Genomic DNA, 23371 nt, shown 5'->3' with positions numbered 1-23371 from the left:
CCTCACGCAAGCCTTCCAGGCCGTGTGAGGGACGGGGACGCGCCGAGAGCCGGTCTGCAGCATCGGCTGCGGCCCGGTATCCTGTGCGTGGCCCTGGGATCGGGGCCGTTGGCCCCGTAGCTCAGGGGATAGAGCAGAGGTTTCCTAAACCTTGTGTCGGAAGTTCGAATCTTCCCGGGGTCGCCACCGTCCGTTGGTCGTGGCGAGGGGTACGGTCACGATCAGCAATGGCAGCACGAACGCCACCCTCACCAGCGAGAATCCGCGCAGCGCGTCGTGCTGAAGGAGGCCAGCAGAGGTGGTAGCACGTCAGCGCAGCGATCCGTAGGTGGACTTGGCCTTCTCCAGCGCCGACACGTAGCCCTCCCGCTCGTAGGCGTCGGGCGCCGCCTCCGCCGGCACGGCCAAGAGGCCGCGTGCCTTGGCCAGCGACAGGCCCTTGGAGGTGAGCCACTGCCCCAGTCCCTCGACGAGCACCTGTGCGTACGCGGGGCCTCGGCGGATGAGCGACGAGGTGGTCATCACCACGTCGGCGCCGGCGAGGATGTACTTGACCACGTCCTCGGAGGTGTCGACCCCCGTGGTGGCCGCCAGAGAGGCATCCACCTTGCCGCGCAGCACCGAGATCCACGTCCGCGGCAGCCGGGCGTCCACCGGCGACGACAGCGTCACCCCGGACTCCACCGTCATCCGGTCCAGGTCGATGTCCGGCTGCAGGAACCTGTTGAACAGCACCAGGCCGTCGGCCCCCGAGGCGTCCAGGCGCACCGCCATGTTGCCCACCGACGAGAAGAAGGGGCTCAGCTTGACGGCCACCGGGATGCCGACGGCGCCCTTGACGGCCGCGAGGATGGCCAGGTGCCGCTCCTCGACCGCGTGCCCCGACATCATCACGTCGCCGGGCACGAAGTAGATGTTGAGCTCGATGGCCGCGGCCCCGGCCTCCTCCAGGCGTCGTGCCGTCTGCGTCCAGCCGCCCAGCGACGCCCCGTTGAGCGAGGCGATGAGTGGCACGTCGACAGCCTTCGCCGCCTGCTCGACCAGCGTGAGATACGCGTGGCTGGCGTCGTGGGCCGCCCTCGGCACCGTGGGGAAGTAGGACAGCGCCTCGGCGTGCGAGTCCTCGTACATCTCCTCCAGCGCAGCCATCGCCTCGGCCTCGCGGCGCAGCTGCTCCTCGAACAGGGAGTAGAGCACCACCGCGCCCACTCCCCCGTCGGCGAGCGACCGCACCCCCGCGACCGTCTGCGAGAGCGGGCCCGCCGACGCGACGACGGGGTTGCGCAGGGTGAGTCCCAGGTACTGGGTGGTGAGGTCTGTCATGACCGGCTCCTCGGATCTGCTGCGAACTGCTCGGCGCCGCGGCCGGCCAGCTCCTCGTACTCGGACCACTTCCGGTCCACCTGTTCCTGCGCGAGGGCCAGGAGACGGTCCGCCTCGTCGGGATCGGCCGCGCGCAGCACCTTGTAGCGCAGCTCCGCCGACTGGTACTTCTGAAGCGACATGCGCGGCCGCGGCGAGTCGAGCAGGAAGGGGTTGCCGCCTGCGTCGCGGATGACCGGGTTGTAGCGCATCAGGGGCCAGTGGCCGGAGTTGACGGCCCGGTACTGCTGCTCGAGGCCCTTGCGGATGTCGTAGCCGTGCGCGATGCAGTGGCTGTAGGCGATGATCAGGCTCGGCCCGTCGTAGGCCTCCGCCTCGCGGAACGCCTTCAGTGTCTGCTGCGGATCGGCGCCCATCGCGACGCGCGCCACGTACACCGAGCCGTAGGCCATCGCCTGCATGGCGAGGTCCTTCTTGTTGGTGAGCTTGCCTCCGGAGGCGAACTTCGCGACGGCGCCCAAGGGGGTCGACTTCGAGGCCTGGCCGCCGGTGTTGGAGTACACCTCGGTGTCCAGCACCAGGATGTTGACGTTGCGGCCGGAGGCGAGCACGTGGTCAACGCCGGAGGAGCCGATGTCGTAGGCCCATCCGTCGCCGCCGACGATCCACACCGAGCGCCGCATGAGGTGGTCCGCCACGCTGCGCAGGTCCTCTGCCGCGATGCCATTGAGCCCGACGAGCCTCTCCTTGAGCCGGTTGACCCGGTCCAGCTGCGCCGTGAGCTCGGATCCCTGCCGCTGGGGGGCCCCGAGGATGCCGTCGACCAGCGCGTCGTCGCCGATCTCCGTGCGCAGTTCCGCGAGGCGCGTCCGCGCCAGGTTCTCGTGCAGGTCCGCCGCCAGGCGGATGCCCAGGCCGAACTCGGCGTTGTCCTCGAACAGCGAGTTGGACCACGCGGGCCCGCGGCCCATGGCGTTCTTCGCCCACGGCGTGGTGGGCAGGTTGCCGCCGTAGATCGACGAGCATCCGGTGGCGTTGGCGATGGTGGCGCGGTCACCGAACAGCTGGCTCAGCAGCTTGAGGTAGGGCGTCTCGCCGCAGCCGGAGCACGCGCCGGAGAACTCGAAGAGCGGCTCGAGGAACTGGGTGCCGCGGATGGTGCCGAAGTCCACCCGGGAGCGGTCGTTCTGGGGGATGGCCTCGAAGTAGTCGACCGCCGCCTTCTCCTTCTCGCGGTCCAGGATCGGCACCAGGTTGATCGCGCGCCGCGACGGCTGGTCCACGGGCTTGACCGGGCAGGCCTCCACGCACAGCCCGCAGCCGGTGCAGTCCTCCACGTAGACCTGCAGGGTGTAACGGGTCTGCGGCAGGCCGGCGGCGTTGAGCGGCGCCGAGAGGAAACCCTCAGGGGCGTCGCCGATGGCATCGGCGGGGTAGCTCTTGGCGCGCAGCACGGAGTGCGGGCAGACGAACGCGCAGTTGCCGCACTGGATGCAGGACTCGGCGTCCCATTCGGCCACGATCTCCGAGATGTTGCGCTTCTCGAACTTGGTGGTGCCCGACGGGTAGGTGCCGTCCACCGGCAACGACGACACCGGAAGGTCGTCGCCGCGACCCTTGAGCATGCTCGCCGTCACCGTCCGCACGAATCTCGGCGCGTCCTCGGGGACCGGCGGGATGAACCCGTGATCCGACGACGTGTTCGCAGGCACGTGCACCTCGTGCAGCTCGGCCAGCGCGGAGTCGACCGCCTCGTGATTCTTGCGCACCACCTCCGCGGATTTGCGGGCGTAGGTCTTGGTGATGGCGTCCTTGATCTTCTCGATCGCCTTGTCGCGGGGCAGGACCCCGGAGATGGCGAAGAAGCAGGTCTGCAGGATGGTGTTGGTCCGGCTGCCCAGGCCGGCGGCGCGCGCCACCTTGCCCGCGTCGATGACGTAGACCTTCAGGTTCAGTTCGATGATCCGGCGCTGGACCGGCTCGGGCAGCTGGTCCCAGGTGCCGTCGGGGCCGTAGGGCGCGTTGAGCAGCAGCACCGTGCCGGGGCGGGCGAACTCCAAAACGTCGACCCGCTCCAGGATGGACCAATGGTGGCAGCCGATGAAGCCGGCCTGGTTGATCAGATACGGCGCGTGGATGGGGTGCGGCCCGAAGCGCAGGTGCGACACCGTCCGTGACCCGGACTTCTTCGAGTCATAGACGAAGTAGCCCTGAGCGAAGGTGTCCTCGGCGGAGCCGAGGATCTTGATGGTGTTCTTGTTGGCACCGACGGTGCCGTCGGAGCCGAGACCGTAGAACACGGCGCGCAGCGTCTCGGGGTGCTCCAGGTCCAGGGTGGGGTCGTACTCGAGCGAGAGGTTGGTCACGTCGTCGTGGATGCCGACGGTGAACCTCGGCTTCGGCTTGTCCGCGGCCAGCTCGTCGAAGATGGCCTGTGCCATGGCAGGCGTGAACTCCTTCGACGACAGGCCGTAGCGGCCGCCGATGGTGATCGGAAGCGCGTCGCGGAGCCCGCCCGCGACAGCCTCAGCCAGCGTGGACGTCACGTCCAGGAACATGGGCTCGCCGGAGGCTCCCGGCTCCTTCGTGCGGTCCAGCACCGCGACCCGGGTGGCGCTGGCGGGCAGCGCGGCCAGGAAGGCGTCTGTGGGGAACGGGCGGTACAGGCGGATCTGGATCACACCCACCCGGCCGCCGGATTCGTTGATCCGGTCCACCACGGGGGTGACGGCCTCGATGCCCGAGCCCATGATCACGACGACGCGGTCCGCGTCCGGCGCGCCGTGGTACTCGACGAGCCTGTAGCGGCGGCCCGTCAGCTCGGCGAACTTGTCCATCTCGTTGGCGATGACCTTCGGCGCCCACTGGTAGTAGAGGTTGGACGTCTCGCGGGACTGGAAGTACGTGTCGGGGTTCTGGGCGGTGCCCCGGATGAAGGGGTTGGCCGGGCTGAGCGCCCGCGCGCGGTGCTCCATCACCAGCTCCCGCGGGATGAACCGAGTCAGTTCGTCGTCGGTGAGCTTGATGAGCGTGTTGAGCTCGTGCGAGGTGCGGAAGCCGTCGAAGAAGTGCACGATCGGCAGCCTGGTCCGCAGCGTCGCCGAGTGCGCGACGGCGGCCATGTCGTGGGCCTCCTGCACGGAGGCCGAACTGAGCAGGCACACGCCCGTCTGCCGGACGGCCATGACGTCCTGGTGGTCGCCGAAGATGGACAGGCCCTGCGTGGCGAGGGAGCGGGCGGCCACGTGGAACACCGTCGAGGTGAGCTCGCCGGCGATCCGGTACATGTTGGGGATCATCAGCAGCAGACCCTGCGAGGCCGTGAACGTGGTGGACAGCGCACCGCCCTGCAGCGCGCCATGCATGGCACCGGCGGCGCCGCCCTCGGACTGCATCTCGATCACGGTGGGCACCTGGCCGTAGATGTTGGGTCGGCCGTGGGCCGCCCATTCGTCGGCCAGCTCCGCCATCGTCGACGACGGCGTGATCGGGTAGATCGAGCACAGCTCGCTCACGCGGTAGGCCACGTCGGCCGCGGCCTCGTTGCCATCGATGATCGCCTTGGTGCTCATCGGGTCCCCTCCTGGATCATCTCGATGGCATGCACCGGGCATTGTTCGTAGCACGTGGCGCAGCCCGTGCACTTCTCGTAGTCGAAGCGGTACCGGTTGCCCTTGCCGAGCTTGATCACCGCGTCCTCGGGGCAGGCGCCGAAGCAGCCGTCGCACTCAAAGCAGTTGCCGCAGCTGAGGCAGCGGTCCGCCTCGTAGGCGGCCTCGGCGTCCGTGAGGCCGGCCACCACCTCGCCGAAGCCCTCGAGGCGTTCCTCGACGTCGGTCTCCTCCTGGACGCGACGCTCGTGGTCGCCGAAGTACCACACGTTCATCATCGGCAACGTCACGACGGGGTGCTTCTCCACCGGCACCCACTCCTCCCGGTTCAGCCACGCGTCGATCCGCCGGGCCGCCTTCTTGCCGTGGCCGACGCCGATGGTGACGGTTCGGTCCGACGGCACGGCGTCGCCGCCGGCGAAGATGCCCGGCACCGCGGTCATCAGGCTGTGCGGGTCCACCTCCACCACGTCGTCGTTGAAACTCATGCCGGGGATGGCGCGCAGGAAGTGGGTGTCGGCCCGCTGGCCGAGCGCCAGGATGACGGTGTCGGCCGCGAGCTTCTCGAAGCGGCCGGTGCCGCGGGCCTTGCCGTGCTCGTCGAGCTCCATGATCTCGACGGTCAGGTCCTCCTCGTCCACGGACGTGATGGTCCGCAGCCAGTTCATCTGGACCCCCTCGGCCTGGGCCCCCTCGAGTTCCTCCGCGTGCGCGGGCATCTCGGCCAGCGTCCGGCGGTAGACGATGACCGACTCCTCGGCGCCGAGCCGGCGTGCGACCCGGGCGGCGTCCATGGCCGTGTTGCCGCCGCCGTAGACCGCGACCTTGCGGCCGATGACCGGACGCTCCCCCGAGGCGACGTCGCGCAGGAAGCTGACCGCGTCGACCACCCGGGTGGCGTCAGCGGCGGGAATGTCGACCCGCTTGGAGATGTGGGCGCCGACGGCCACGAACACCGCGTCGAACGCGCCGTCGCGCTGCGTGGCCAGTAGGTCCTTGATGGGCGTGTTCTGTCGGAACACGACGCCCAGCGCCACGAGGCGCTGGAGCTCGGCGTCGAGCACGTCGCGCGGGAGCCGGTACTCGGGGATGCCGTAGCGCATCATGCCGCCGGGCTTGTCGCCGGCGTCGAAGATCTCGACGGCGTGGCCCAGGCGTGCCAGGTGGTAGGCGGCCGAGAGCCCGGCGGGGCCGGAGCCCACCACCATGACACGCCTCCCGGACCGACGGCGGGGCTGCGGAACCTGCCAGCCCTTCTCGATGGCGAGGTCTCCCAGGTAGCGCTCGACGGAGTGGATCGAGACCGCCTCGTCGAGGTCCTTGCGGTTGCAGTCCGTCTCACACGGGTGGTAGCAAACCCGGCCGTGGATGGCCGGGAAAGGGTTGTCCGCGACGAGCTGGCGCCATGCGGCCTCCGCCTCGCCGGCCTTGATCAGACGCAGCCACTCCTGGATGTTCTCCCCCGCGGGGCAGCCCGCGTTGCACGGCGGCAGCATGTCGAGGTAGATCGGCTTGCGGGATCTGACCGGGGCCACGCGGCCCGCGGTGTGACTCAGGTCCGGCTGGACGGTCATGTCCCTGCGCTCGGCGGCCATCGTTGCCCCTTCTCGTAGCTACTACCAAGCATCGTAGGGGGGCGGGGTATGCCAGAAGTGCCCGGGGGCAGACAAAAGGCCCGCTCGTGAAAGCGGGCCTCCCGTCCGTCAGCTCATCGGATGCTCACTGCTTGGCCTGAGCCTCCTTGACGAGTTCCTCGATGTCGAGGGCCTTCACCTGCTCGATGAGCGAGTCCACCTGCTTGCCGTTGAGCAGGCCGGCCTGGCGGAACACCAGGTTGCCGCGGCGGAAAGCCATGATGGTGGGGATCGACTGGATCTCCCATGCGGCCGCCACGTCGCGCGCGTCCTCGGTGTCGAGCTTGCCGAACACGACGTCCTCGTGACGGGTGGAGGCGTCCTCGTAAATGGGCGCGAAGCGCTTGCAGGGGCCACACCAGTCGGCCCAGAAGTCGACGAGGACCACCTCGTTGTCGTTGACGGTGGCGTTGAAGTTCTCAGTGGTCAGGGTTGTGGTCGCCATGGGCGATTCCCTCTCTTCCTTGTGTCGATCGTCGCGAGGTACAACACGCGACCCCTCTGGGGTATTCCCGCGACACCCCGTGGGGTATCCCAGGGTAGCCGACGGACGGCCGGGGGCTACTTGATGGCGATGAGGCGGCGCATGGGCAGCGGGACCTTGACCGGGCCCGACTCGGCGGCGCGCGCTGCCAGGAAGTCGACGGCGGCCATCGTGCGTGCCCGGTCCGTCGCCCCCCGGAGGCCGGCCAGCAGCCGCTCCGCGTCGTCGCGGTCAGAGACCAGGACGTAGTACTTGGCCCGCCGGTCCTCCGCCTTGGTCAGGCCGGCGGCCAGGAACGCGTCGCGGGCCCGGAACTCGGTGATCCCCGGCAGGAGTGGCGACACCCTCAGGAGATGGGCCAGGCGGGTGATGAGCCGCAGATCCTTGGTGTTGGCGGGGCGCAGCGACGGGGTGAGCGCCGCGAACACGCCGCCCGGCCGGAGCACCCGAGACACCTCGGACAGCAGCCGGGGCCGGTCCGCCACGACGGCGATGCCCAGCGACGAGACCACCGCGTCGAAGCTGCCGTCGGCGAACGGCAGGTACGAGGCGTGACCCAGGACGAGGGGGCCGCGCTGCCTGTGCTGCGCCTCCACCAGCTCCGCCTCCGAGCGGTCCAGCCCGATCACCGTGCGCCCGGGCCGGGCCAGCCTGTCGATCATGGCGCCCGCGCCGCAGGCCAGATCCAGCACCGTCGTCGCCGACGCCGAGACGGACCGGGCCAGCCACTCGTACGGGGTGCGGTCGCCGCCGTAGGCGCGGCTCAACACGTCCTCCACGGCGCCCGGGCCGCGGCTGCCGAACCACCTCAGCGCCTCGTGGTTCTCACTCATCACGGCTCACGAACAACAGCTCGGAGGCGAACAGTCCCACCTCCGACGACGCGCCGTCGACGGTGACTCGGACCACATCCACGTCGCGGTGAGCCTCGAACCCCACGCCGGGACGCAGGCCCGCCGCCGCCAGCAGCGGCAGCATGGCCGGGTCCGCCTGCAGGTTCTCGCTCATCCGCTGCAGGACGAAGCGTTGCGGGACGTCCGTGACAAGGTCCGCCAACGGATCTGCGTGATCCCGGAAGGGCGTGTGCTCGACGTCCACGCCGAGTTCCTTGAGGCCGGGGATGGGGTTGCCGTAGGGCGACCGGGTGGGCGAGTCCAGGATGGCGACGAGCCGCTTCTCGACGTCCACCGAGATGACGTGCTCCCACCTGCACGCCTCGTCGTGCACCTTCTCCCATTCGAGCCCGATCACCTCCGTGAGCAGGCACTCGGCGAGCCGGTGCTTGCGCATGACGTCGCGGGCGAGCGTGGCGCCGGTGCGGGTGAGGCGGATGGTGCGGTCGGTGTCCACATGGAGGAGGCCGTCGCGCTCCATGCGGGCCACGGTCTGCGACACGGTGGGCCCGGACTGGTGCAGGCGCTCGGCGATCCGTGCACGGAGGGGCTGCACCCCCTCCTCCAGCAGCTCGTAGACGGTGCGGAGGTACATCTCCGTGGTGTCGATCAGGTCGCTCATTACCAACTACCCCCTTCACCGCTCATCCTAGTGTCGCGGCGATGCGCCCATCAGGGCCGAGGCTGGACCACCCACTGGCCGCGACGCATCACGCCGTGGAGCCGGCCGTCGTCGTCGACGAGGCACACGTCCGCCCGGCAGCCGGGCGCCAGCCGGCCCACGTCCTCAAGGCGGTGCCAGGTGGCGGGCGTCGTCGCCGCCATGAGCGCCGCATCCGGAATGCTCACGCCCACCTCCTGCACCACGAACTCGAAGGCCTTGTCCATGGTCAGTGTCGAGCCCGCGATCGCGCCGGGCGACCCGTCGGCGGTGACGAGGCGGGCCGTGCCGTCGGTCACCTCCACCTCGAGCTCGCCCAGGATGTAGCGCCCGTCGCCCTTGCCGGTGGCGGACATGGCGTCGGTGACCAGGGCGACGCGACGGGGGGTCGCGGCGTCGATGCTCATGGCGGCGATGACGGGCCGGTGGTGGACGCCGTCACAGATCAGTTCCACCATCACCCGCTCGTCGGCCAGCAGCACGGGCACCGGCCCCGGCTCGCGGTGGTGGATCGACCGCATGGCGGAGAACAGGTGCGTGGCCACCGTGGCGCCCCACTCGATGGACTCGGCGGTCTGCACGTCGTCGGCGTCCGAGTGCCCGAACGCGACGGCGACGCCCGCCCCGACGAATCGCCGGGTCGCTCCCTCGGCGTGCGCGCGCTCGACGGCGAGGGTGATCATCTTCAGCGCAGGGCCCCCCGCGGCGATGAGGCGCTCGACGGATGCGGGATCGGGGTCGCGGAGGAGTGACTCATCGTGGGCGCCCTTCCGCTCGGGCGCCAGGAACGGGCCCTCCAGGTGGATGCCTTCGAGGTGGCCCTCCTCGTGCAGGGAGCGCAACACGGCCAACTGCGCCTCCAACTTCTCCAGCGGTTCGGTCACGGTGCTGGCGAAGATGGTCGTGGTGCCGTGGCGGCGGTGATGCTCGATGGCCGCGAGGTTGCGCGACGGGTCGGGGTCGCCGAAGCTGACGCCGACCGCCCCGTGGCAGTGGGTGTCGACGAAGCCTGGCACGGCCCACAGCCGGCCTCCTCCCCCGCCGGGGAGGACGGAGACGATCCGCCCGTCCTCGATGAGGATGGTGGCACCGTCGATCACCCCCTCAGGCGTGACGGCGTGGGCGACGACGAGCTGTTCGGTGGCCATGCCCATCATCCAAGCACCGCCGCACCCGATGGGTCACCTGTCGAGCAACCGGGCTGCTCAGGTGCGCACGAGGAAGGTGACGGCGCCGGCGATCAGGGCGACGACGCCGGCCAGGAGCAGCGCGATCGTCGTGCCGGTGCGTGCGGGTGCATCGCCCGATGCCGGGTCCTCGGGCGCCGCGCTCGGCGACGCCGACGGCGACACCGACGGCTCCGCGGACCCCGAAGGGTCGGGCGAAGATGAGGCCGAGGGCTCCACCGTCGGTGCCACGGTGGTGGTGACGTCCGAGGACGGCACGCCGACCTCGCGGATCAGCGGGTTCCCGCCCACGAGGATCTGGTCGTTGGGCCCGACCGCCAGCGACTCCCCCTCCGGCGCGCCGACGATCGTGTCGGTGGCCAACGGCTCCCACGTGAGCGCGTCGATGTACTCGATGCCCACGGCGCTGCGCAGCGCCATGGTGGTGCCGTCCGACAGGAAGGCGCCGTCGGTCACCCCCTCTGGGGCGTCCGCCACGCGGGTGAGCGTGTTCTTCTCCTGCCGCGACGGCTCCAGCTCCGCGCGGTAGATGCCCGGGTCCTCCCCAGTGCTGACCACGTAGATCCGGCCCCGGCCGGAGATCATCATGGCCTGCGCATCGCGCGGCCCGTCCTCGTAGACGAAGTCGTAGGCGTGATACGTGAGGTTGCTGTCGCTGAAGGAACCGAGCCGGTAGACGACGACGAACTCCCGCGAGGCGGACTCGTCGCCGATGTCGCCCACCCACAGCCGGTCCCCGCGCCACGCCAGCGCCTGCACCGAGACGGGGTCACCCCCGAACGCCACCTCCGTACCGTCCTCCGCGGAGACCACCACCCCGTCGTCCGCGTTCGGCCCCGCGAGCCACAGCGTCGAGGAGCCGGAGCCGTAGGCCATTCCGACGACGGGCGTAGAGCCCTCAGGAGGCGTGCGATCCTCCGCGAACGCGGGCGCGATGGCGCCGAACACCGCCAGGATGACGAGCGCCACCAGGACGCCCGTGACGATGAAACGGCGAGTTCTCGGATTCACGGTGCTGATGCTACGCCCACGGTTACCGTAGGTCCCATGCACCAGCTCGTCGCGTGTGCCATCGCGATCGACGATGTCCGCGACATCTTCGGCGCCTCCCCCGCCCTGGCCGAGCGGCTACGCGCCTCGGCTGCCGCACATTTCGCGCACCCGGCGCCCGAGCGGCGCACCTGGCTGAGGCCCCTGATGCGGCGGGATCCCGCCTTTGCGGTCGACCCGGCGGCGCCGTCGACCCCGGACGTCGACGCTCTGCTGGCCGGGGGCTACATCGCCCCGGACAGGGTGGCGCCGTCCTGGCGGATCCTCATCGCGTGGCTCGAGGAACTGGCCGACGCCACGCGCCGCGTGCCGTGGGACGCGGCGGCCTTCGAGCGCATCGAGTGGAACCTCGCCCGCGCCGGCCTGAACAGCGACTACTCGCTGCGCAGCCTCACCGACCGCGACCTCGGCATCCCGCTCCGCCCGCTGCCCGGGCACGCGGCCGGCTACGCCAAGCACGTGCACGCCGTGGAGACCCTCGCCGGGATCCGGGCGGCGTTCGGGCATCCGGAGCTGACTGACGAGGACCGCGCCTTCCTCGCCCCGATCATCGAGGTGCTCGAGGTGGCGGCAGGGCAGCCGCGCCTCGACGTGGTGGTCGTGGGCGCGGCCGCCTGACGGATCACTCGGGATCGATCACCAGCACCAGGTCGCCCCCCTCGAGCTGCGTGGTGCCGGGGAGCACCACCCGCCTGACCACGCCTGCGACGGGGGCATTGATGGCCGCCTCCATCTTCATGGCCTCGATGGTGGCCACCTGGTCACCCACCGCGACCCGCGCACCCTCAACGGCCGTCGGCGTCACCGCCCCGCTGAAGGGGGCCGCGACATGGCCCTTGTTCTTCGCGTCGGCGCGCTCCGCGGCCGCGACCTCGGATTTGATCTTGAGGTCGCGCACGCGGACCGGGCGGATCTGTCCGTTGAGCAGGCACATGACGGAGCGCTTGCCGCGCTTGTCCGGCTCGGAGATGGCCTCGATGCCGGCCAGGAGCGTGACGCCCTTCTCCAGCGTGATGGCGTACTCCCGGCCGCGCTCCATGCCGTACAGGTACGGCACCGTGGGCAGGACGGAGATGTCGCCGAAGTCCTCGCGCTGCTGCTCGAAGTCCTTCGTGGGGCCGGGGAACAGCAGCCTGTTGAGCGTCTCCTGGCGGGTCCGGCCCGGCTGGCCGAGGAGGGCGAGGTCCGCCTCCGCCACCTCCGTGACGCGCGACGGCGTGCGCCGCCCCTCGATGGCCCTGCTGCGGAACGGCTCGGGCCAGCCGCCGGCGGGCTCGCCGAGCTCCCCGTTGAGGAAGCCGATGACCGAGTCCGGGATGTCGAAGCGCTGCGGGTCCGCCTCGAAGTCCGCCGGGTCCGCGCCCACCGCGACGAGGTGCAGGGCGAGGTCGCCCACCACCTTCGACGACGGGGTCACCTTCGTGGGCCGGCCCAGGATCTTGTCCGCGGCCTCGTACATGTCCTCGATGGCCTCGAACTTCTCCCCCAGGCCCAGAGCGATCGCCTGCTGCCGCAGGTTCGAGAGCTGACCGCCGGGGATCTCGTGGCTGTACACGCGGCCGGTGGGCGCCGGGAGCCCGGACTCGAACGGCCGGTACATCTTCCGCACGGCCTCCCAGTAGGGCTCCAGGTTCAACACCGCGTCGGGGTCCAGCTCGGACTGACGCTCCGTCTGGTCCAGCGCTGCCACCAGCGCCGACATCGGCGGCTGCGACGTCGTCGAGCTCATCGCGGAGTTGGCCACGTCCACGGCGTCCACGCCCGCGTTGATGGCGGCCAGGAGGGTGGCCAGCTGCCCGCCGGTGGTGTCGTGGGTGTGGAGGTGCACAGGGAGGTCGAAGCGCTCACGAAGCGCAGCCACCAGCCGGCGGGCGGCCTCGGGCCGGAGCAGTCCGGCCATGTCCTTGATGGCCAGGATGTGCGCGCCCGCGTCGACGATCTGCTCCGCGAGGCGCAGGTAGTAGTCGAGCGTGTAGATCCTCTCGGCGGGATCGAGGAGATTGGAGGTGTAGCAGAGCGCAACCTCGGCCACCGACGGCGTCTCGCGCACCGCGTCGATCGCGGGGCGCATCTGCTCCACGTCGTTGAGGGCGTCGAAGATCCGGAAGATGTCCACGCCGGTTGCGGCGGCCTCCGCGACGAACGCGTGCGTCACCTCGGTCGGGTACGGGGTGTAACCCACGGTGTTTCGGCCGCGCAGCAGCATCTGCAGGTTCTGGTTGGGCATCGCCTCCCGCAGCGACGCGAGCCGCTCCCACGGGTCCTCGCCGAGGAAGCGCAGCGCCACGTCGTAGGTGGCCCCGCCCCAGCACTCGACGGAGAACATCTGGGGCAGCAGCCGGGCCTGAACCGGAGCCACCGCGAGGAGGTCCCGGGTGCGGACGCGCGTGGCCAGCAGCGACTGGTGGGCGTCGCGGTAGGTGGTGTCGGTGATCCCTACCGGCACCGCGGCACGCAGCTCCCGCGCGAACCCCTCCGCACCGAGCGCCAGGAGCCGCTGGCGCGACCCGTCCGGCACGGCGGACAGGAGGTCCACCGTCGGCAGCTTGACCGCCGGGTCCAGCGTGGTGGGTGCCTCCCCGTTGGGCTTGTTGACCGTCACCTCGGCGAGATGGCGCAGCAGCTTCGTGGCCCGGTCCGCCGGGGTGCGGGCGTGCAGGAGGTAGGGCCGCTGGTCGATGAATGCGGTGGTCACTTCGCCCGAGGCGAAGTCCGGGTCGTCCAGGACCGCGCGCAGGAACGGGATGTTGGTGGCCACTCCGCGAACCCGGAACTCCGCCAGCGCGCGCCGGGCGCGGGCCACCGCCATCGGGAAGTCGCGGCCGCGGGCGGTGAGCTTGACCAGAAGCGAGTCGAAGTGGGGGCTGATCTCGACTCCCGTGCCGGTGGTGCCGCCGTCGAGGCGGATGCCCGCGCCGGATGCGGAACGGTAGGCCGTGATCAGCCCGGTGTCCGGGCGGAACGAGTTCTGCGGATCCTCGGTGGTGATCCGGCACTGCAACGCGGCGCCCCTGATCTGCAACTCCTCCTGGCGCACCCCGATGTCCTCCAGGGACTCGCCGGCGGCGATGCGCATCTGCGCCTGCACGAGGTCGACGTCGGTGATCTCCTCGGTGACGGTGTGCTCCACCTGGATGCGCGGGTTCATCTCGATGAACACGTGCTGGCCAGCGCGCTCCCCCTCGGTCTCGACGAGGAACTCCACCGTGCCCGCGCAGGTGTAGTTGATGGCACGGGCGAACTTCACCGCGTCGGCGGTCAGCGCGTCGCGCAGCTCCTGCGAGATGTGCGGGGCCGGGGCGATCTCGATGACCTTCTGGTGGCGGCGCTGGATGGAGCAGTCGCGCTCGAACAGGTGCACCACGTTGCCCTGCGTGTCGGCGAGGATCTGCACCTCGATGTGCCTGGGCGCGCCCACGGCCTGCTCGATGAACACGGTGGGGTCGCCGAAGGCGGCCTCGGCCTCGCGCATCGCGGCGCCCAGCTCGTCGGCCAGCCTCGCGGGATCGTCGACACGGCGCATGCCGCGGCCCCCGCCGCCGGCCACGGCCTTGACGAAGACAGGGAACCCGATCTCCTCGGCGGCCCTGATCAGTTCGTCGGGATCCGTCGACGGGGGGCACGAGGCCAGCGTCGGCACGCCCACCCGCCGGGCCTCGTGGAGCGCGCGCACCTTGTTGCCGGCCAGGGTCAGCACGTCCGAGGAGGGTCCGATGAACGTGATCCCGTTCGCGGCGCAGGCGGCGGCCAGGTCCGGGTTCTCCGAGAGGAAGCCGTAGCCGGGGTAGATGGCGTCCGAGCCCGACTCCTTGGCGGCCCTGATGATCTCGTCGATGTCCAGGTAGGCACGGACCGGGTGGCCCTCCTCGCCGATCAGGTAGGACTCCTGCGCCTTGATCCGGTGGTCCGCGTTGCGGTCCTCGTACGGGAAGACGGCGACGGTGCGGAAGCCGAGTTCGTAGGCGGCGCGAAATGCGCGGACGGCGATCTCGCCTCGGTTGGCGACCAATACCTTCTGGAACATGGGCGCCAGACTACCGGCCGCGTCGGACGCGCCCTCCCTGCTTCCACCGCCGCCCCCGGCCCCTTGACTGATCAGGCGGCGTCGTGCGCGGGCACGACGAGGGGCCGGGCGATTCCCGCCCGGCCCCTCGTGGAGGATGTCAGCTGATCAGGCCGATCAGCGCGCCCTGGACGAAGTAGATGACGAACAGCGCCGCCACGACGTACATGAGCGGGTGCACCTGCTTGGCGTGCCCCTTGACGATCTTGATGAAGACGTAGGCCAGGAAGCCCGCGCCGATACCGGTGGTGATCGAGTAGGAGAACGGCATCAGGATGATGGTGAGGAATGCCGGGATGCCCACCTCGGGGTCGTTCCAGTCCACGTCCACCACCTGGGCGATCATGAGGAAACCGACGAAGACCAGCACCGGGGCCGCCGCCTCGGACGGCACCATGTTGATCAGCGGAGCCAGGAAGATCGCCAGCAGGAACGCCGCTCCGGTGACCACCGACGCGAGGCCGGTGCGGGCACCCTCGCCGACGCCCGCCGTCGACTCGATGTAGCAGGTGTTCGACGAGACCGAGCCCAGGCCACCCGCGGCTGCGGCCACGGAGTCCACGAGGAGGATCTCGGTGGTCCGCGGGGGCATGCCGTGCTCGTCGAGCAGGCCGCCCTCGCTACCCACGGCCACGACGGTGCCCATGGTGTCGAAGAAGTCGGCCAGCAGGAGCGAGAACACCAGCACCGCGAGCGCCAGGAAGTTGGTGATCGAGAACGCGCCGTCCGGGAAGAAGGCGCCCACCATGTCGACCCGGCCGATGAGGCCGAGGTCCGGCAGGGTGAAGCTGCTCAGCGCGGGCACGTTGAGCGCCCAGCCGAGCGGGTTGGAGCCGTCGGGGAGCTGCGCCCCGATGCCGCCGATGGCCTCGATGATGACCGCCGCGATGGTGGCGACGAGGATCGAGATGAGCATGGCGCCCTTGACCTTGAGCACGTGGAGCGTGATCAGCACCATGATGCCCAGGAAGAACACGGCGATGGGCCAGCCCATGAGGGAGCCGTTCACGCCCAGCTCCACCGGCGGTGCGCCTGCGGGCTTGCGCACGATGCCGGCGTTGATGAGGCCGACGAAGGCGATGAAGAGGCCGATGCCCACCGAGATCGCGGTGCGCAGGGTCTTGGGGATGGCGCGGAAGACGGCGGTGCGGAACCCGGTCAGCACCAGGATGAAGATGAGGATGCCCTCCCAGACCACCAGGCCCATGGCCTGTGGCCACGTCATCTGGGGAGCCAGGACGTAGGCGACCAGCGCGTTGAGGCCGAGTCCGGTGGCCAGGCCCATCGGGAACCGGCCGACGATGCCCATGGCGAGGGTGAGGAGTCCCGCGATCAGCGCGGTTGCGGCGGCCACCATGCCGATCGACTGGCCCACGGCCGCGTCGTTGACGATGGTCATCGCGGCGTCGGTGAACTTCGGCTGGCCCGAGACGAGGTTGCCGTCACGGTCCGCGGCCGTACCGATGATGAGGGGGTTGAGGGCGATGATGTAGGCCATCGCGAAGAACGTCACCAGGCCGCCACGGATCTCCCGCCCGACGGTGGAGTGACGTTTGGTGATCTCGAAGAAGCCATCGAGTCCGGACCGTTGATGCTCCGACTCTGGGTGCAGCCGTGCTGCCTTGGGAGTATTGGTAACCACGGACCGCTATCGTACGGGCTCCCGGCGGGGTGGTTCCACCGGGGTCCGAACGAGCCGAACCGTCAGTCGAAGAGTCCCTCGTCCAGGGAGATGGTGTCGAACGACGGGGCCGGCAGGTCCCGGGCGCGCTCGGCGTCCATGACGTCCGAGTGGCCGCCGCAGCCGTGATCCAGCGACACGACCCGGCCGTCCCACGGCGAGTACTGGTTGGTGCAGGCCCCGAAGAGGGTGCCCAACGACCCGCGCAGCGCCACGAAGTAGCCGCAGGTCTTGCAGGGGGCGGGCGCCTCGCGCGACCCGTCGTCAGCCGGTCCGGGCGGGCCCTCGAGCCAACGCTCGGCCGCCTCGTCCCGACCGAACCTGCTCAGCACGCGTGGGCGGCCGAGGCCCAGCTCGGCGACGGTGGTGCGCAGCTGCACCCACTCCGAGGTGTCGGCGTCCGCGGGCAGATCCGTGGCCGAGAACCCCGGCTCCAGCCGCGGATCGTCGTCCGGGGTGGGCATGAGCGTGCCGGGGGCGATGTCGCCGGGGCCGATGCGGTCGGCCCACGGCACCCAGGTGGGCGCCAGGAGCGCGCCGGGAAGTGGGAGCAGCACGGCCTCGTTGACCGTGGGTTCCTTCGCGCGGGACGCCCGGACGAGCGTCACCGCCCAGTGCCAGTCCTGGTAGCCGGGGCGGACGCTCGCGAACGAGTGCGTCACCACCCTGTCGCCGTCCTCCGCCACGACGCCCAGGTGCTCACCGACGGAGTCCTCGCCACCCATCTCGACGGCGGCGGCACGGGCCAGTTCGACGGCGGCCGCCGCGACGGTGTCCAGCTTGGGTTTGGCCATTCACAACTCCAGTTCGTCGGCGACCCGGCGCAGCAACTCGGCCACCCGCGTGGCGTGCTTGCTGTCCGGGTGCCTGCGGTGACGGTAGTCGTTGCCGATCCCGTCCAGCATCTTGATCAGGTCCTCGACGATCACGGCCATCTGCTCAGGGTCCTTGCGGGAGGCCTTCGACAGCGACGGCGGCGTCTCGAGCACGTGCAGGCTCAGTGCCTGCTCGCCGCGACGGCCCTCGATGACGCCGAACTCCACGCGCTGCCCCGCCTTGAGCGCCGCAACGCCGGCGGGAAGCGCGTTGGCGCGCACGTAGACGTCGCCGCCGTCGTCCTTGGTGATGAACCCAAAGCCCTTCTCCGCGTCGAAGAATCGCACTTTTCCGGTAGGCACGTCGCCCTCGCTTGCACTAGTAGTCAGTCTGACAGGGCAGTCTATCCGCTCCGGCGCGCCGACCCCAATACGCGCTACGCGGTCAGCGGAGGGCGAGTCCCGGGAGCGCCCGCTCGGTCTCGGCGATCTCCCGGAAGTAGTCGGCGTAGGCGAGCTTGGAGCCAGCCGCCTCGTCGACGATGATCACGGCGCGCGGGTGGAACTGGAGGATCGAGGCCGGGCACGACGCGGAGACCGGGCCCTCGACCATCGCGGCCACGGCGTCGGCCTTGTGCTCCCCGGTCACCACCATGAGCGCCACCCTGGCCTCCATGATGGTGCCGAGCCCCTGCGTGACGCAGTGCGAGGGGACCTCCTCGCCCTCGGCGAAGAAGCGGGCGTTGTCGCGGCGGGTCTCGGGAGTGAGGGTCTTGATGCGCGTGCGCGAGGCGAAGGAGGAGAACGGCTCGTTGAAGCCGATGTGTCCGTTGGTGCCGATGCCGAGGATCTGGACGTCCACGCCACCGACCGCGGCGATGGCCTCGTCGTAGCGGTCGGCCGCCGCCTGGAGGTCCGCGGCCGTCCCGTCGGGCACGCTGACGCGCGCGGGGTCCATCCCCAGGGGCTCGACGACGGTGCGGGTGATCACGCTGCGGTAGCTCTCCGGGTGGCTGGGATCGAGGCCCACGTACTCGTCCAAGGCGAAGCCCAGCCCGTGCGAGACATCGAGGAGACCGGCAGCGACCCTCCTGGCGAGCTCCCCGTACAGGCGCAGCGGGGAGCTGCCCGTCGCGAGACCGAGCACCGGGGTCGGGACGCCCCGCAGGTATTCGGTCACCCGGTCCGCAGCCAGTTCACCCACGGCTTGCGCGTCCGCGCACAGCACCACTTCCATCGTCGATACCTCCATGACCACCGATGGCGCCCCGACGGCCGCCCATGACTCGACACTAGGGTTGGCCACGGGCGGAACGCGCATTTCCTGATCATATGACCCGAAAGTAAGCATCATCGCTGCGCGTTTCTTCCTGGCCGACGGGGCGTCTGGCCGTCGGTAGCATTGGGGGCATGGCGAGTTGGAAGGACGGCGCGGCCTACGCGCCGACGGAGCGGCCCGACGGCTTCGCGACCCCGCGAGCCGAGCCGCTGTCCGCGGGCGAGCCGTGGCGGGCACCCACGCCTGGGCCGATCGCGGCGCCCGAGGGGTTCGACGCCGCCGCCCAGCCCCCCCTCGCGCAGCTGGCCTCCGGGGCCAGGCAGGGCCGGGACCCACGCGAGTCCTTCGCCGTCACCGGCTCGGTGCTCACTCCAGGCCCGGTCGCCGGGGCCAAGCGTGACCCACGCGCGCCCATCCTGACCTCAGCCCCCCAGCCGGTGGGGCGTGAGTGGGTGAGCGCGGCCGGCAGTCAGCTGCCGGCCCCCACCGGGCCGGCGCTCCCACCTCCGCCCGGGGAACTGCTCGACGCCGCACCCGTACCGATGCGGCCCACCCCCGCTGCCGGTCCCATGCCCGCCCCTGTCGCCGCTCCCCCGCCGGGGTTCCCCCCGGCCCGCCGTGCGCAGGCACCGGGCGCCCCGCCGCCGCAGTGGCCTCAGCCTGCCGGGCTCCCCCAACGTCCGCCTGCCCAGCAGAGGCAGCTGGTCTTCATCGCTGGTGGGCTGTGCTTCCTCGGACTCATCCTGACGCCGTTGTCGCCCTTCGTGCTGACCGCCGCCGGCGCCCTGGGAATGCGCACCGAGGCGCTGACCGGCCGGGCCGGGAGATCGGCGTTGGCGATCGGGCTGGCCCTCCTGGGGTGGCAGCTGATCACCGACAGGCTCGGCAGCGACTCGGCGGTGGGCATGATCGCTTCGCTCGTGTTCACCATCGTGTTCGTCACGGGCGGGCTGCGCTCCCGCTAGGTCTCCCTAGATGTCGCCGTCGGCGATGGGGACGGTGGACTCCTCCACGTCACCCAGATCGACGGGGTCAGCCCCCTCCCAGCGGGCCAGGACCGCCATCTCGCCCGGCCACGTGTTCTCCGGCAGGGCGTCGAGGTCGAACCACCGGCTCGCCACGTGGCGGCTGCGCTCGCGCTCGGTGAGCCCCGCGACCACGGGCTCGAAGGGTTGGGTATGGAGGCGGAAGAACGTCTCGTTCTGGACCAGGATCCGGTCCGAGTAGCCGCGGAACAGGCGGCGCACGGCGACGGGACCTGCCAGCAGGTCCTCGTCCAGCACGAGGCCGGTCTCCTCCTCGAGCTCGCGGGCAGCAGCCGAGCGGATGTCCTCGTCGGCCTCCACGCCCCCACCTGGTGCCTGCCAGAACCGCGATCCAGGAACCCCAGGGTCCGTGTCGCCCATGAGCAGCACCTCGTCACCCGCGAGGACGATCACGCGGGCGGCGAGCCGTCGATGAACCGGGCGCTCACCCATGCGGATGCCTGGTGTGGGCCACCTCGTCGTCGATGAGATCGCGCCAGCTGGCCACCAGTTCCGAGTCGACATACGCCTTGAACGAGCGCCCCGGGCGCGCCGGGGAGCCGATGTGGAAGGACCGCACCCCCGCGCGCACGAGCCACGGCACGTGCTCGGGCGCAAGGCCGCCGCCGGCCATGATGAGGCGCGCCACCTCGGCGTCCGCCCGCGCGCGCCGGACCAGCTCGTCCAGGCCCTGTTCGACGCCTCGGGCTGACCCGGCGGTGAGCACCTGGTCCAGGCGGGGAAGCGTGCGCAGGTCCGCCCAGGCCCGGTTGGGGTCCAGGCAGTGGTCGACGGCTCGGTGGAAGGTCCAGGGGAACGCGCCGTCCCCGACGAGCTCGTTGACCACCTCCGTGTCGATCCGGTTGAGGCCGTTGAGGAAGCCGAGGACCACGCCGTCGGCGCCCGCGTCCAGGTAGCCGGCGATGAGTCCCTTGAGCCGGGTGGCCTCCCCGCCGTCGGTCCCGAAGCCCGCACGGAGACGCACCATCGGCCGGATCTGGATCGACGTGGCCCGGCGCACCTTCTCGACCAGCCTCGGCTCCGGTGAGAGCCCGTCGTCGTCCATGGTGCCGAGCAGCTCGATCCGGTCCGCCCCGCCCGCCTCGGCGCGCTCGGCGTCCGCCGCGTGCAGTGCGATGACCTCCAGCAGACTCATGCCCCCATCTTGCCAACGCCCGGCCCTTGGTGTGCGGAGGCGCGCACGTCGACCCCGCCGCCACGCGCCCTGGTGGGCGTCCACGTAGTCATCGACCTCGCGGAAGACACGAAGGGCGGTCCCCCAACGGGGACCGCCCTTCCTGAGCGTCAGGCGACGGGTGGCTCAGAAGCCGCCCATTCCGCCCATCTCGTCCATGCCGCCGCCGGCGCCGCCCGCGGGGGCCTTCTCCGGCTTGTCGGCGATGACGGCCTCGGTGGTGAGGAACAGCGCCGCGATGGACGCCGCGTTCTGCAGCGCCGAGCGGGTGACCTTGGCGGGATCGATGATCCCGGCGGCCACCATGTCGACGTACTCACCGGTGGCCGCGTCGAGGCCCTGGCCGACGGGAAGGTGCGAGACCTTCTCCGCGACCACGCCGCCCTCGAGGCCGGCGTTGGCGGCGATCTGCTTCAGCGGGGCCGAGGCCGCGGTGAAGACGATCTGCGCGCCGACGGCCTCGTCGCCCTCCAGGCCCTCGACCTTGGCGGCCTTCGACGCCTGCAGCAGCGCGACGCCACCACCGGGGACGATGCCCTCCTCGACGGCGGCCTTCGCGTTGCGGACGGCGTCCTCGATGCGGTGCTTGCGCTCCTTGAGCTCCACCTCGGTGGCCGCGCCGACCTTGATGACGGCCACGCCGCCGGCCAGCTTGGCGAGGCGCTCCTGCAGCTTCTCGCGGTCGTACTCGGAGTCCGAGTTCTCGATCTCGCGACGGATCTGCGTGACGCGACCCTCGATCTGGGCGGACTCGCCGGCGCCCTCGATGATCGTGCACTCGTCCTTGGTGACCAGGACGGAGCGGGCGGAGCCGAGCAGGTCCAGGGTGACCGTGTCGAGCGACAGGCCCACCTCTTCGCTGATGACCTGCGCACCGGTGAGGATGGCGATGTCGGTCAGCATGGCCTTGCGGCGGTCGCCGAAGCCGGGCGCCTTGACGGCGATCGACTTGAAGGTGCCGCGGATCTTGTTGACGATCAGGCCGGCGAGCGCCTCACCCTCGACGTCCTCGGCGATGACCAGCAGCGGCTTGCCCGACTGCATGACCTTCTCGAGCACCGGGAGGAGGTCCTTGAGCGAGGAGATCTTGGAGTTGACCAGCAGGATGTAGGGATCATCCAGCGAGGCCTCCATGCGCTCGGCGTCGGTGACGAAGTAGGGCGAGATGTAGCCCTTGTCGAAGCGCATGCCCTCGGTGAGCTCAAGGTCCAGCCCGAAGGTGTTGGACTCCTCGACCGTGATCACGCCCTCCTTGCCGACCTTGTCCATCGCCTCGGCGATGATCTCGCCGACGGTGGTGTCAGCGGCGGAGATCGAGGCGGTGGCCGCGATCTGCTCCTTGGTCTCCACGTCGATGGCCATCTCCGCCAGCTTCTCGACGATGGCCGCGACGGCGGCCTCGATGCCCTTCTTCAGGCTCATCGGGTTGGCGCCGGCCGACACGTTGCGCAGGCCCTCACGGACCATCGCCTGTGCCACGACGGTGGCGGTGGTGGTGCCGTCGCCCGCGACGTCGTCGGTCTTCTTGGCGACCTCCTTGACGAGCTCGGCGCCGATGCGCTCGTAGGGGTCCTCCAGGTCGATCTCCTTGGCGATGGACACGCCATCGTTGGTGATCGTGGGGGCGCCCCACTTCTTCTCCAGGACGACGTTGCGGCCCTTGGGGCCGAGCGTCACCTTCACCGCGTCGGCGAGGGTGTTCATGCCCCGCTCGAGGCCGCGGCGTGCTTCCTCATTGAACTCAATCAGCTTTGCCATGGTGTTTCGGGAGTCCTCCCGTCAAGTGGGGCGTGGGCCCCGGGATGTGCAGTGTCTGGTGAACCGCGGTGCCCGCGACGGACGGCTGAGCCTCACCGGCAGTTCGGTAGCACTCAAAGCGTGAGAGTGCTAACCCCATTATTAGCACTCGACACAAGAGAGTGCAAAGACTTTCGCGGGCCACGTGCCTGCCCAGGCACTAATCTCGACGGGGACGCACCCCTTCGCCTGATCGGAGCCGACGATGGACCTCCCACGACTGCTGCGCAACCTCGCCAACGTGGCCAACCTGTCGACACCCCTCGGCCTCGTCGTGGCGGTCGCGGGGCGCTCACGGCTGCGCCGCCGTGGACACCTCGTCGTCGCGGACCGGGCGAGGCTGCCGATCCGCAACGCCGGCGCGGTGACCATCGGCTCGGTGGTGGTGGTGCCCCGTCGCAGCGTGGAGGAACTGGAGGCCGTGAACCCTGCGCTCATCGAACACGAGGACTCACACGCGTGGCAGTACGCCTACTGCCTCGGCCTGCCGTTTCTGCCCCTGTACGGCCTGGCCACAGCCTGGTCCTTGATCCGGACGGGCGACCGGGCCAGCGCCAACCACTTCGAGGTCCAGGCCGGCCTGCTCAAGGGTGGGTACCAGAGAAACCCGACGATGCCCGTCGGCGTGGGGCTCCGGAGGCTGGTGGGGATGCGCAGCCGGTCGGCGTTCTGA

At 70.4% G+C, this 23371-nt stretch carries 19 protein-coding genes and 1 tRNA gene; 4 read left to right on the top strand and 16 right to left on the bottom strand.

The features are described 5' to 3' along the window. Positions 1 to 110 precede the first annotated feature (110 nt). A tRNA-Arg gene (locus ACZK5D_RS03510) sits at positions 111 to 186 on the top strand. Between the two features lie 123 nt (positions 187 to 309). On the opposite strand, the gene ACZK5D_RS03505 is transcribed toward ACZK5D_RS03510, so the two are convergent. From ACZK5D_RS03505 to ACZK5D_RS03470, 8 genes are all read right to left on the bottom strand, one after another. Continuing rightward, positions 310 to 1323: a dihydroorotate dehydrogenase-like protein gene (locus tag ACZK5D_RS03505; protein ID WP_463664300.1), complete on the bottom strand. Its 1014-nt coding sequence runs from the start codon at positions 1321 to 1323 to the stop codon at positions 310 to 312. After that, entirely contained in the window at positions 1320 to 4895 is a 3576-nt protein-coding gene (gene nifJ / locus ACZK5D_RS03500; RefSeq protein ID WP_463664299.1) for a pyruvate:ferredoxin (flavodoxin) oxidoreductase, read from the bottom strand. The genes ACZK5D_RS03505 and nifJ overlap by 4 nt, the downstream gene beginning before the upstream one ends. Continuing rightward, positions 4892 to 6529, bottom strand: coding sequence for an NAD(P)-binding protein (locus tag ACZK5D_RS03495; RefSeq protein WP_463664298.1), 1638 nt, complete (start codon positions 6527 to 6529; stop codon positions 4892 to 4894). The genes nifJ and ACZK5D_RS03495 overlap by 4 nt, the downstream gene beginning before the upstream one ends. A gap of 124 nt (positions 6530 to 6653) precedes the next feature. Further along, complete coding sequence (gene trxA, locus ACZK5D_RS03490) at positions 6654 to 7013, bottom strand: thioredoxin (protein ID WP_463664297.1); 360 nt, start codon at positions 7011 to 7013, stop codon at positions 6654 to 6656. A gap of 116 nt (positions 7014 to 7129) precedes the next feature. Next, positions 7130 to 7885, bottom strand: coding sequence for a class I SAM-dependent methyltransferase (locus tag ACZK5D_RS03485; protein WP_463664296.1), 756 nt, complete (start codon positions 7883 to 7885; stop codon positions 7130 to 7132). Next, positions 7878 to 8567, bottom strand: a complete 690-nt coding sequence (locus ACZK5D_RS03480; RefSeq protein WP_463664295.1) for an iron-dependent transcriptional repressor DtxR — start codon at positions 8565 to 8567, stop codon at positions 7878 to 7880. The genes ACZK5D_RS03485 and ACZK5D_RS03480 overlap by 8 nt, the downstream gene beginning before the upstream one ends. Before the next feature lie 50 nt (positions 8568 to 8617). After that, on the bottom strand, positions 8618 to 9754 hold the full coding sequence (locus ACZK5D_RS03475) for an N-acetylglucosamine-6-phosphate deacetylase (RefSeq protein ID WP_463664294.1): 1137 nt from the start codon (positions 9752 to 9754) through the stop codon (positions 8618 to 8620). A 57-nt stretch (positions 9755 to 9811) separates the two neighbouring features. Next, entirely contained in the window at positions 9812 to 10804 is a 993-nt protein-coding gene (locus ACZK5D_RS03470) for a hypothetical protein (RefSeq protein ID WP_463664293.1), read from the bottom strand. A gap of 36 nt (positions 10805 to 10840) precedes the next feature. On the opposite strand from ACZK5D_RS03470, the gene ACZK5D_RS03465 reads away from it, so the two are divergent. Continuing rightward, positions 10841 to 11461, top strand: a complete 621-nt coding sequence (locus ACZK5D_RS03465) for a hypothetical protein (protein WP_463664292.1) — start codon at positions 10841 to 10843, stop codon at positions 11459 to 11461. A 4-nt stretch (positions 11462 to 11465) separates the two neighbouring features. Here ACZK5D_RS03465 and ACZK5D_RS03460 read toward each other — a convergent pair whose 3' ends face one another. The 5 genes from ACZK5D_RS03460 to nagB form a co-directional block, all read right to left on the bottom strand. Then, positions 11466 to 14867, bottom strand: a complete 3402-nt coding sequence (locus ACZK5D_RS03460; protein ID WP_463664291.1) for a pyruvate carboxylase — start codon at positions 14865 to 14867, stop codon at positions 11466 to 11468. Between the two features lie 139 nt (positions 14868 to 15006). Continuing rightward, the gene (locus ACZK5D_RS03455; RefSeq protein WP_463664290.1) at positions 15007 to 16548 is read right to left on the bottom strand and encodes an NCS2 family permease; all 1542 of its coding nucleotides are present in this window, start codon (positions 16546 to 16548) and stop codon (positions 15007 to 15009) included. Between the two features lie 62 nt (positions 16549 to 16610). After that, complete coding sequence (locus tag ACZK5D_RS03450; protein ID WP_463664289.1) at positions 16611 to 17381, bottom strand: DUF3027 domain-containing protein; 771 nt, start codon at positions 17379 to 17381, stop codon at positions 16611 to 16613. After that, complete coding sequence (locus ACZK5D_RS03445; protein ID WP_463664288.1) at positions 17382 to 17765, bottom strand: cold-shock protein; 384 nt, start codon at positions 17763 to 17765, stop codon at positions 17382 to 17384. A gap of 82 nt (positions 17766 to 17847) precedes the next feature. Next, complete coding sequence (nagB, locus tag ACZK5D_RS03440; RefSeq protein ID WP_463664532.1) at positions 17848 to 18639, bottom strand: glucosamine-6-phosphate deaminase; 792 nt, start codon at positions 18637 to 18639, stop codon at positions 17848 to 17850. Between the two features lie 173 nt (positions 18640 to 18812). Here nagB and ACZK5D_RS03435 point away from each other — a divergent pair, with 173 nt between their 5' ends. Beyond that, positions 18813 to 19646, top strand: a complete 834-nt coding sequence (locus ACZK5D_RS03435) for a hypothetical protein (protein ID WP_463664287.1) — start codon at positions 18813 to 18815, stop codon at positions 19644 to 19646. A gap of 6 nt (positions 19647 to 19652) precedes the next feature. Here the strand turns inward: ACZK5D_RS03435 and ACZK5D_RS03430 are convergent, their stop codons facing one another. From ACZK5D_RS03430 to groL, 3 genes are all read right to left on the bottom strand, one after another. Beyond that, positions 19653 to 20159 carry an NUDIX hydrolase gene (locus ACZK5D_RS03430; RefSeq protein ID WP_463664286.1) on the bottom strand — a complete coding sequence of 169 codons (507 nt, stop codon included), beginning with the start codon at positions 20157 to 20159 and terminating at the stop codon, positions 19653 to 19655. Next, a complete protein-coding gene (locus tag ACZK5D_RS03425; protein ID WP_463664285.1) occupies positions 20152 to 20862 on the bottom strand; it encodes a copper homeostasis protein CutC in 711 nt (236 codons plus the stop codon). The genes ACZK5D_RS03430 and ACZK5D_RS03425 overlap by 8 nt, the downstream gene beginning before the upstream one ends. Before the next feature lie 165 nt (positions 20863 to 21027). Continuing rightward, entirely contained in the window at positions 21028 to 22659 is a 1632-nt protein-coding gene (groL, locus tag ACZK5D_RS03420) for a chaperonin GroEL (RefSeq protein WP_463664284.1), read from the bottom strand. Between the two features lie 244 nt (positions 22660 to 22903). Here groL and ACZK5D_RS03415 point away from each other — a divergent pair, with 244 nt between their 5' ends. After that, positions 22904 to 23371 (top strand): hypothetical protein, encoded by a 468-nt coding sequence (locus ACZK5D_RS03415; RefSeq protein ID WP_463664283.1) that lies wholly within the window; start codon positions 22904 to 22906, stop codon positions 23369 to 23371.

The sequence above is a fragment of the Tessaracoccus yangjingae genome, from assembly GCF_055326235.1.
The sequence above is the reverse complement of the archived record's forward strand: the minus strand, read 5'-3'. Positions and strand labels throughout refer to the sequence as shown.

Excerpts from the sequence above, each read along its gene's own strand:
- ACZK5D_RS03450 (WP_463664289.1), bottom strand. The coding sequence starts at position 17,381 with ATGGCCAAACCCAAGCTGGACACCGTCGCGGCGGCCGCCGTCGAACTG.
- ACZK5D_RS03480 (WP_463664295.1), bottom strand. The coding sequence starts at position 8,567 with ATGAGCGACCTGATCGACACCACGGAGATGTACCTCCGCACCGTCTAC.
- ACZK5D_RS03415 (WP_463664283.1), top strand. The coding sequence starts at position 22,904 with ATGGACCTCCCACGACTGCTGCGCAACCTCGCCAACGTGGCCAACCTG.
- groL (WP_463664284.1), bottom strand. The coding sequence starts at position 22,659 with ATGGCAAAGCTGATTGAGTTCAATGAGGAAGCACGCCGCGGCCTCGAG.
- ACZK5D_RS03505 (WP_463664300.1), bottom strand. The coding sequence starts at position 1,323 with ATGACAGACCTCACCACCCAGTACCTGGGACTCACCCTGCGCAACCCC.
- ACZK5D_RS03485 (WP_463664296.1), bottom strand. The coding sequence starts at position 7,885 with ATGAGTGAGAACCACGAGGCGCTGAGGTGGTTCGGCAGCCGCGGCCCG.
- ACZK5D_RS03465 (WP_463664292.1), top strand. The coding sequence starts at position 10,841 with ATGCACCAGCTCGTCGCGTGTGCCATCGCGATCGACGATGTCCGCGAC.
- nifJ (WP_463664299.1), bottom strand. The coding sequence starts at position 4,895 with ATGAGCACCAAGGCGATCATCGATGGCAACGAGGCCGCGGCCGACGTG.
- nagB (WP_463664532.1), bottom strand. The coding sequence starts at position 18,639 with ATGGAAGTGGTGCTGTGCGCGGACGCGCAAGCCGTGGGTGAACTGGCT.
- ACZK5D_RS03425 (WP_463664285.1), bottom strand. The coding sequence starts at position 20,862 with ATGAGTCTGCTGGAGGTCATCGCACTGCACGCGGCGGACGCCGAGCGC.
- ACZK5D_RS03475 (WP_463664294.1), bottom strand. The coding sequence starts at position 9,754 with ATGGCCACCGAACAGCTCGTCGTCGCCCACGCCGTCACGCCTGAGGGG.
- ACZK5D_RS03460 (WP_463664291.1), bottom strand. The coding sequence starts at position 14,867 with ATGTTCCAGAAGGTATTGGTCGCCAACCGAGGCGAGATCGCCGTCCGC.
- ACZK5D_RS03430 (WP_463664286.1), bottom strand. The coding sequence starts at position 20,159 with ATGGGTGAGCGCCCGGTTCATCGACGGCTCGCCGCCCGCGTGATCGTC.
- ACZK5D_RS03495 (WP_463664298.1), bottom strand. The coding sequence starts at position 6,529 with ATGGCCGCCGAGCGCAGGGACATGACCGTCCAGCCGGACCTGAGTCAC.
- ACZK5D_RS03435 (WP_463664287.1), top strand. The coding sequence starts at position 18,813 with ATGGCGAGTTGGAAGGACGGCGCGGCCTACGCGCCGACGGAGCGGCCC.
- trxA (WP_463664297.1), bottom strand. The coding sequence starts at position 7,013 with ATGGCGACCACAACCCTGACCACTGAGAACTTCAACGCCACCGTCAAC.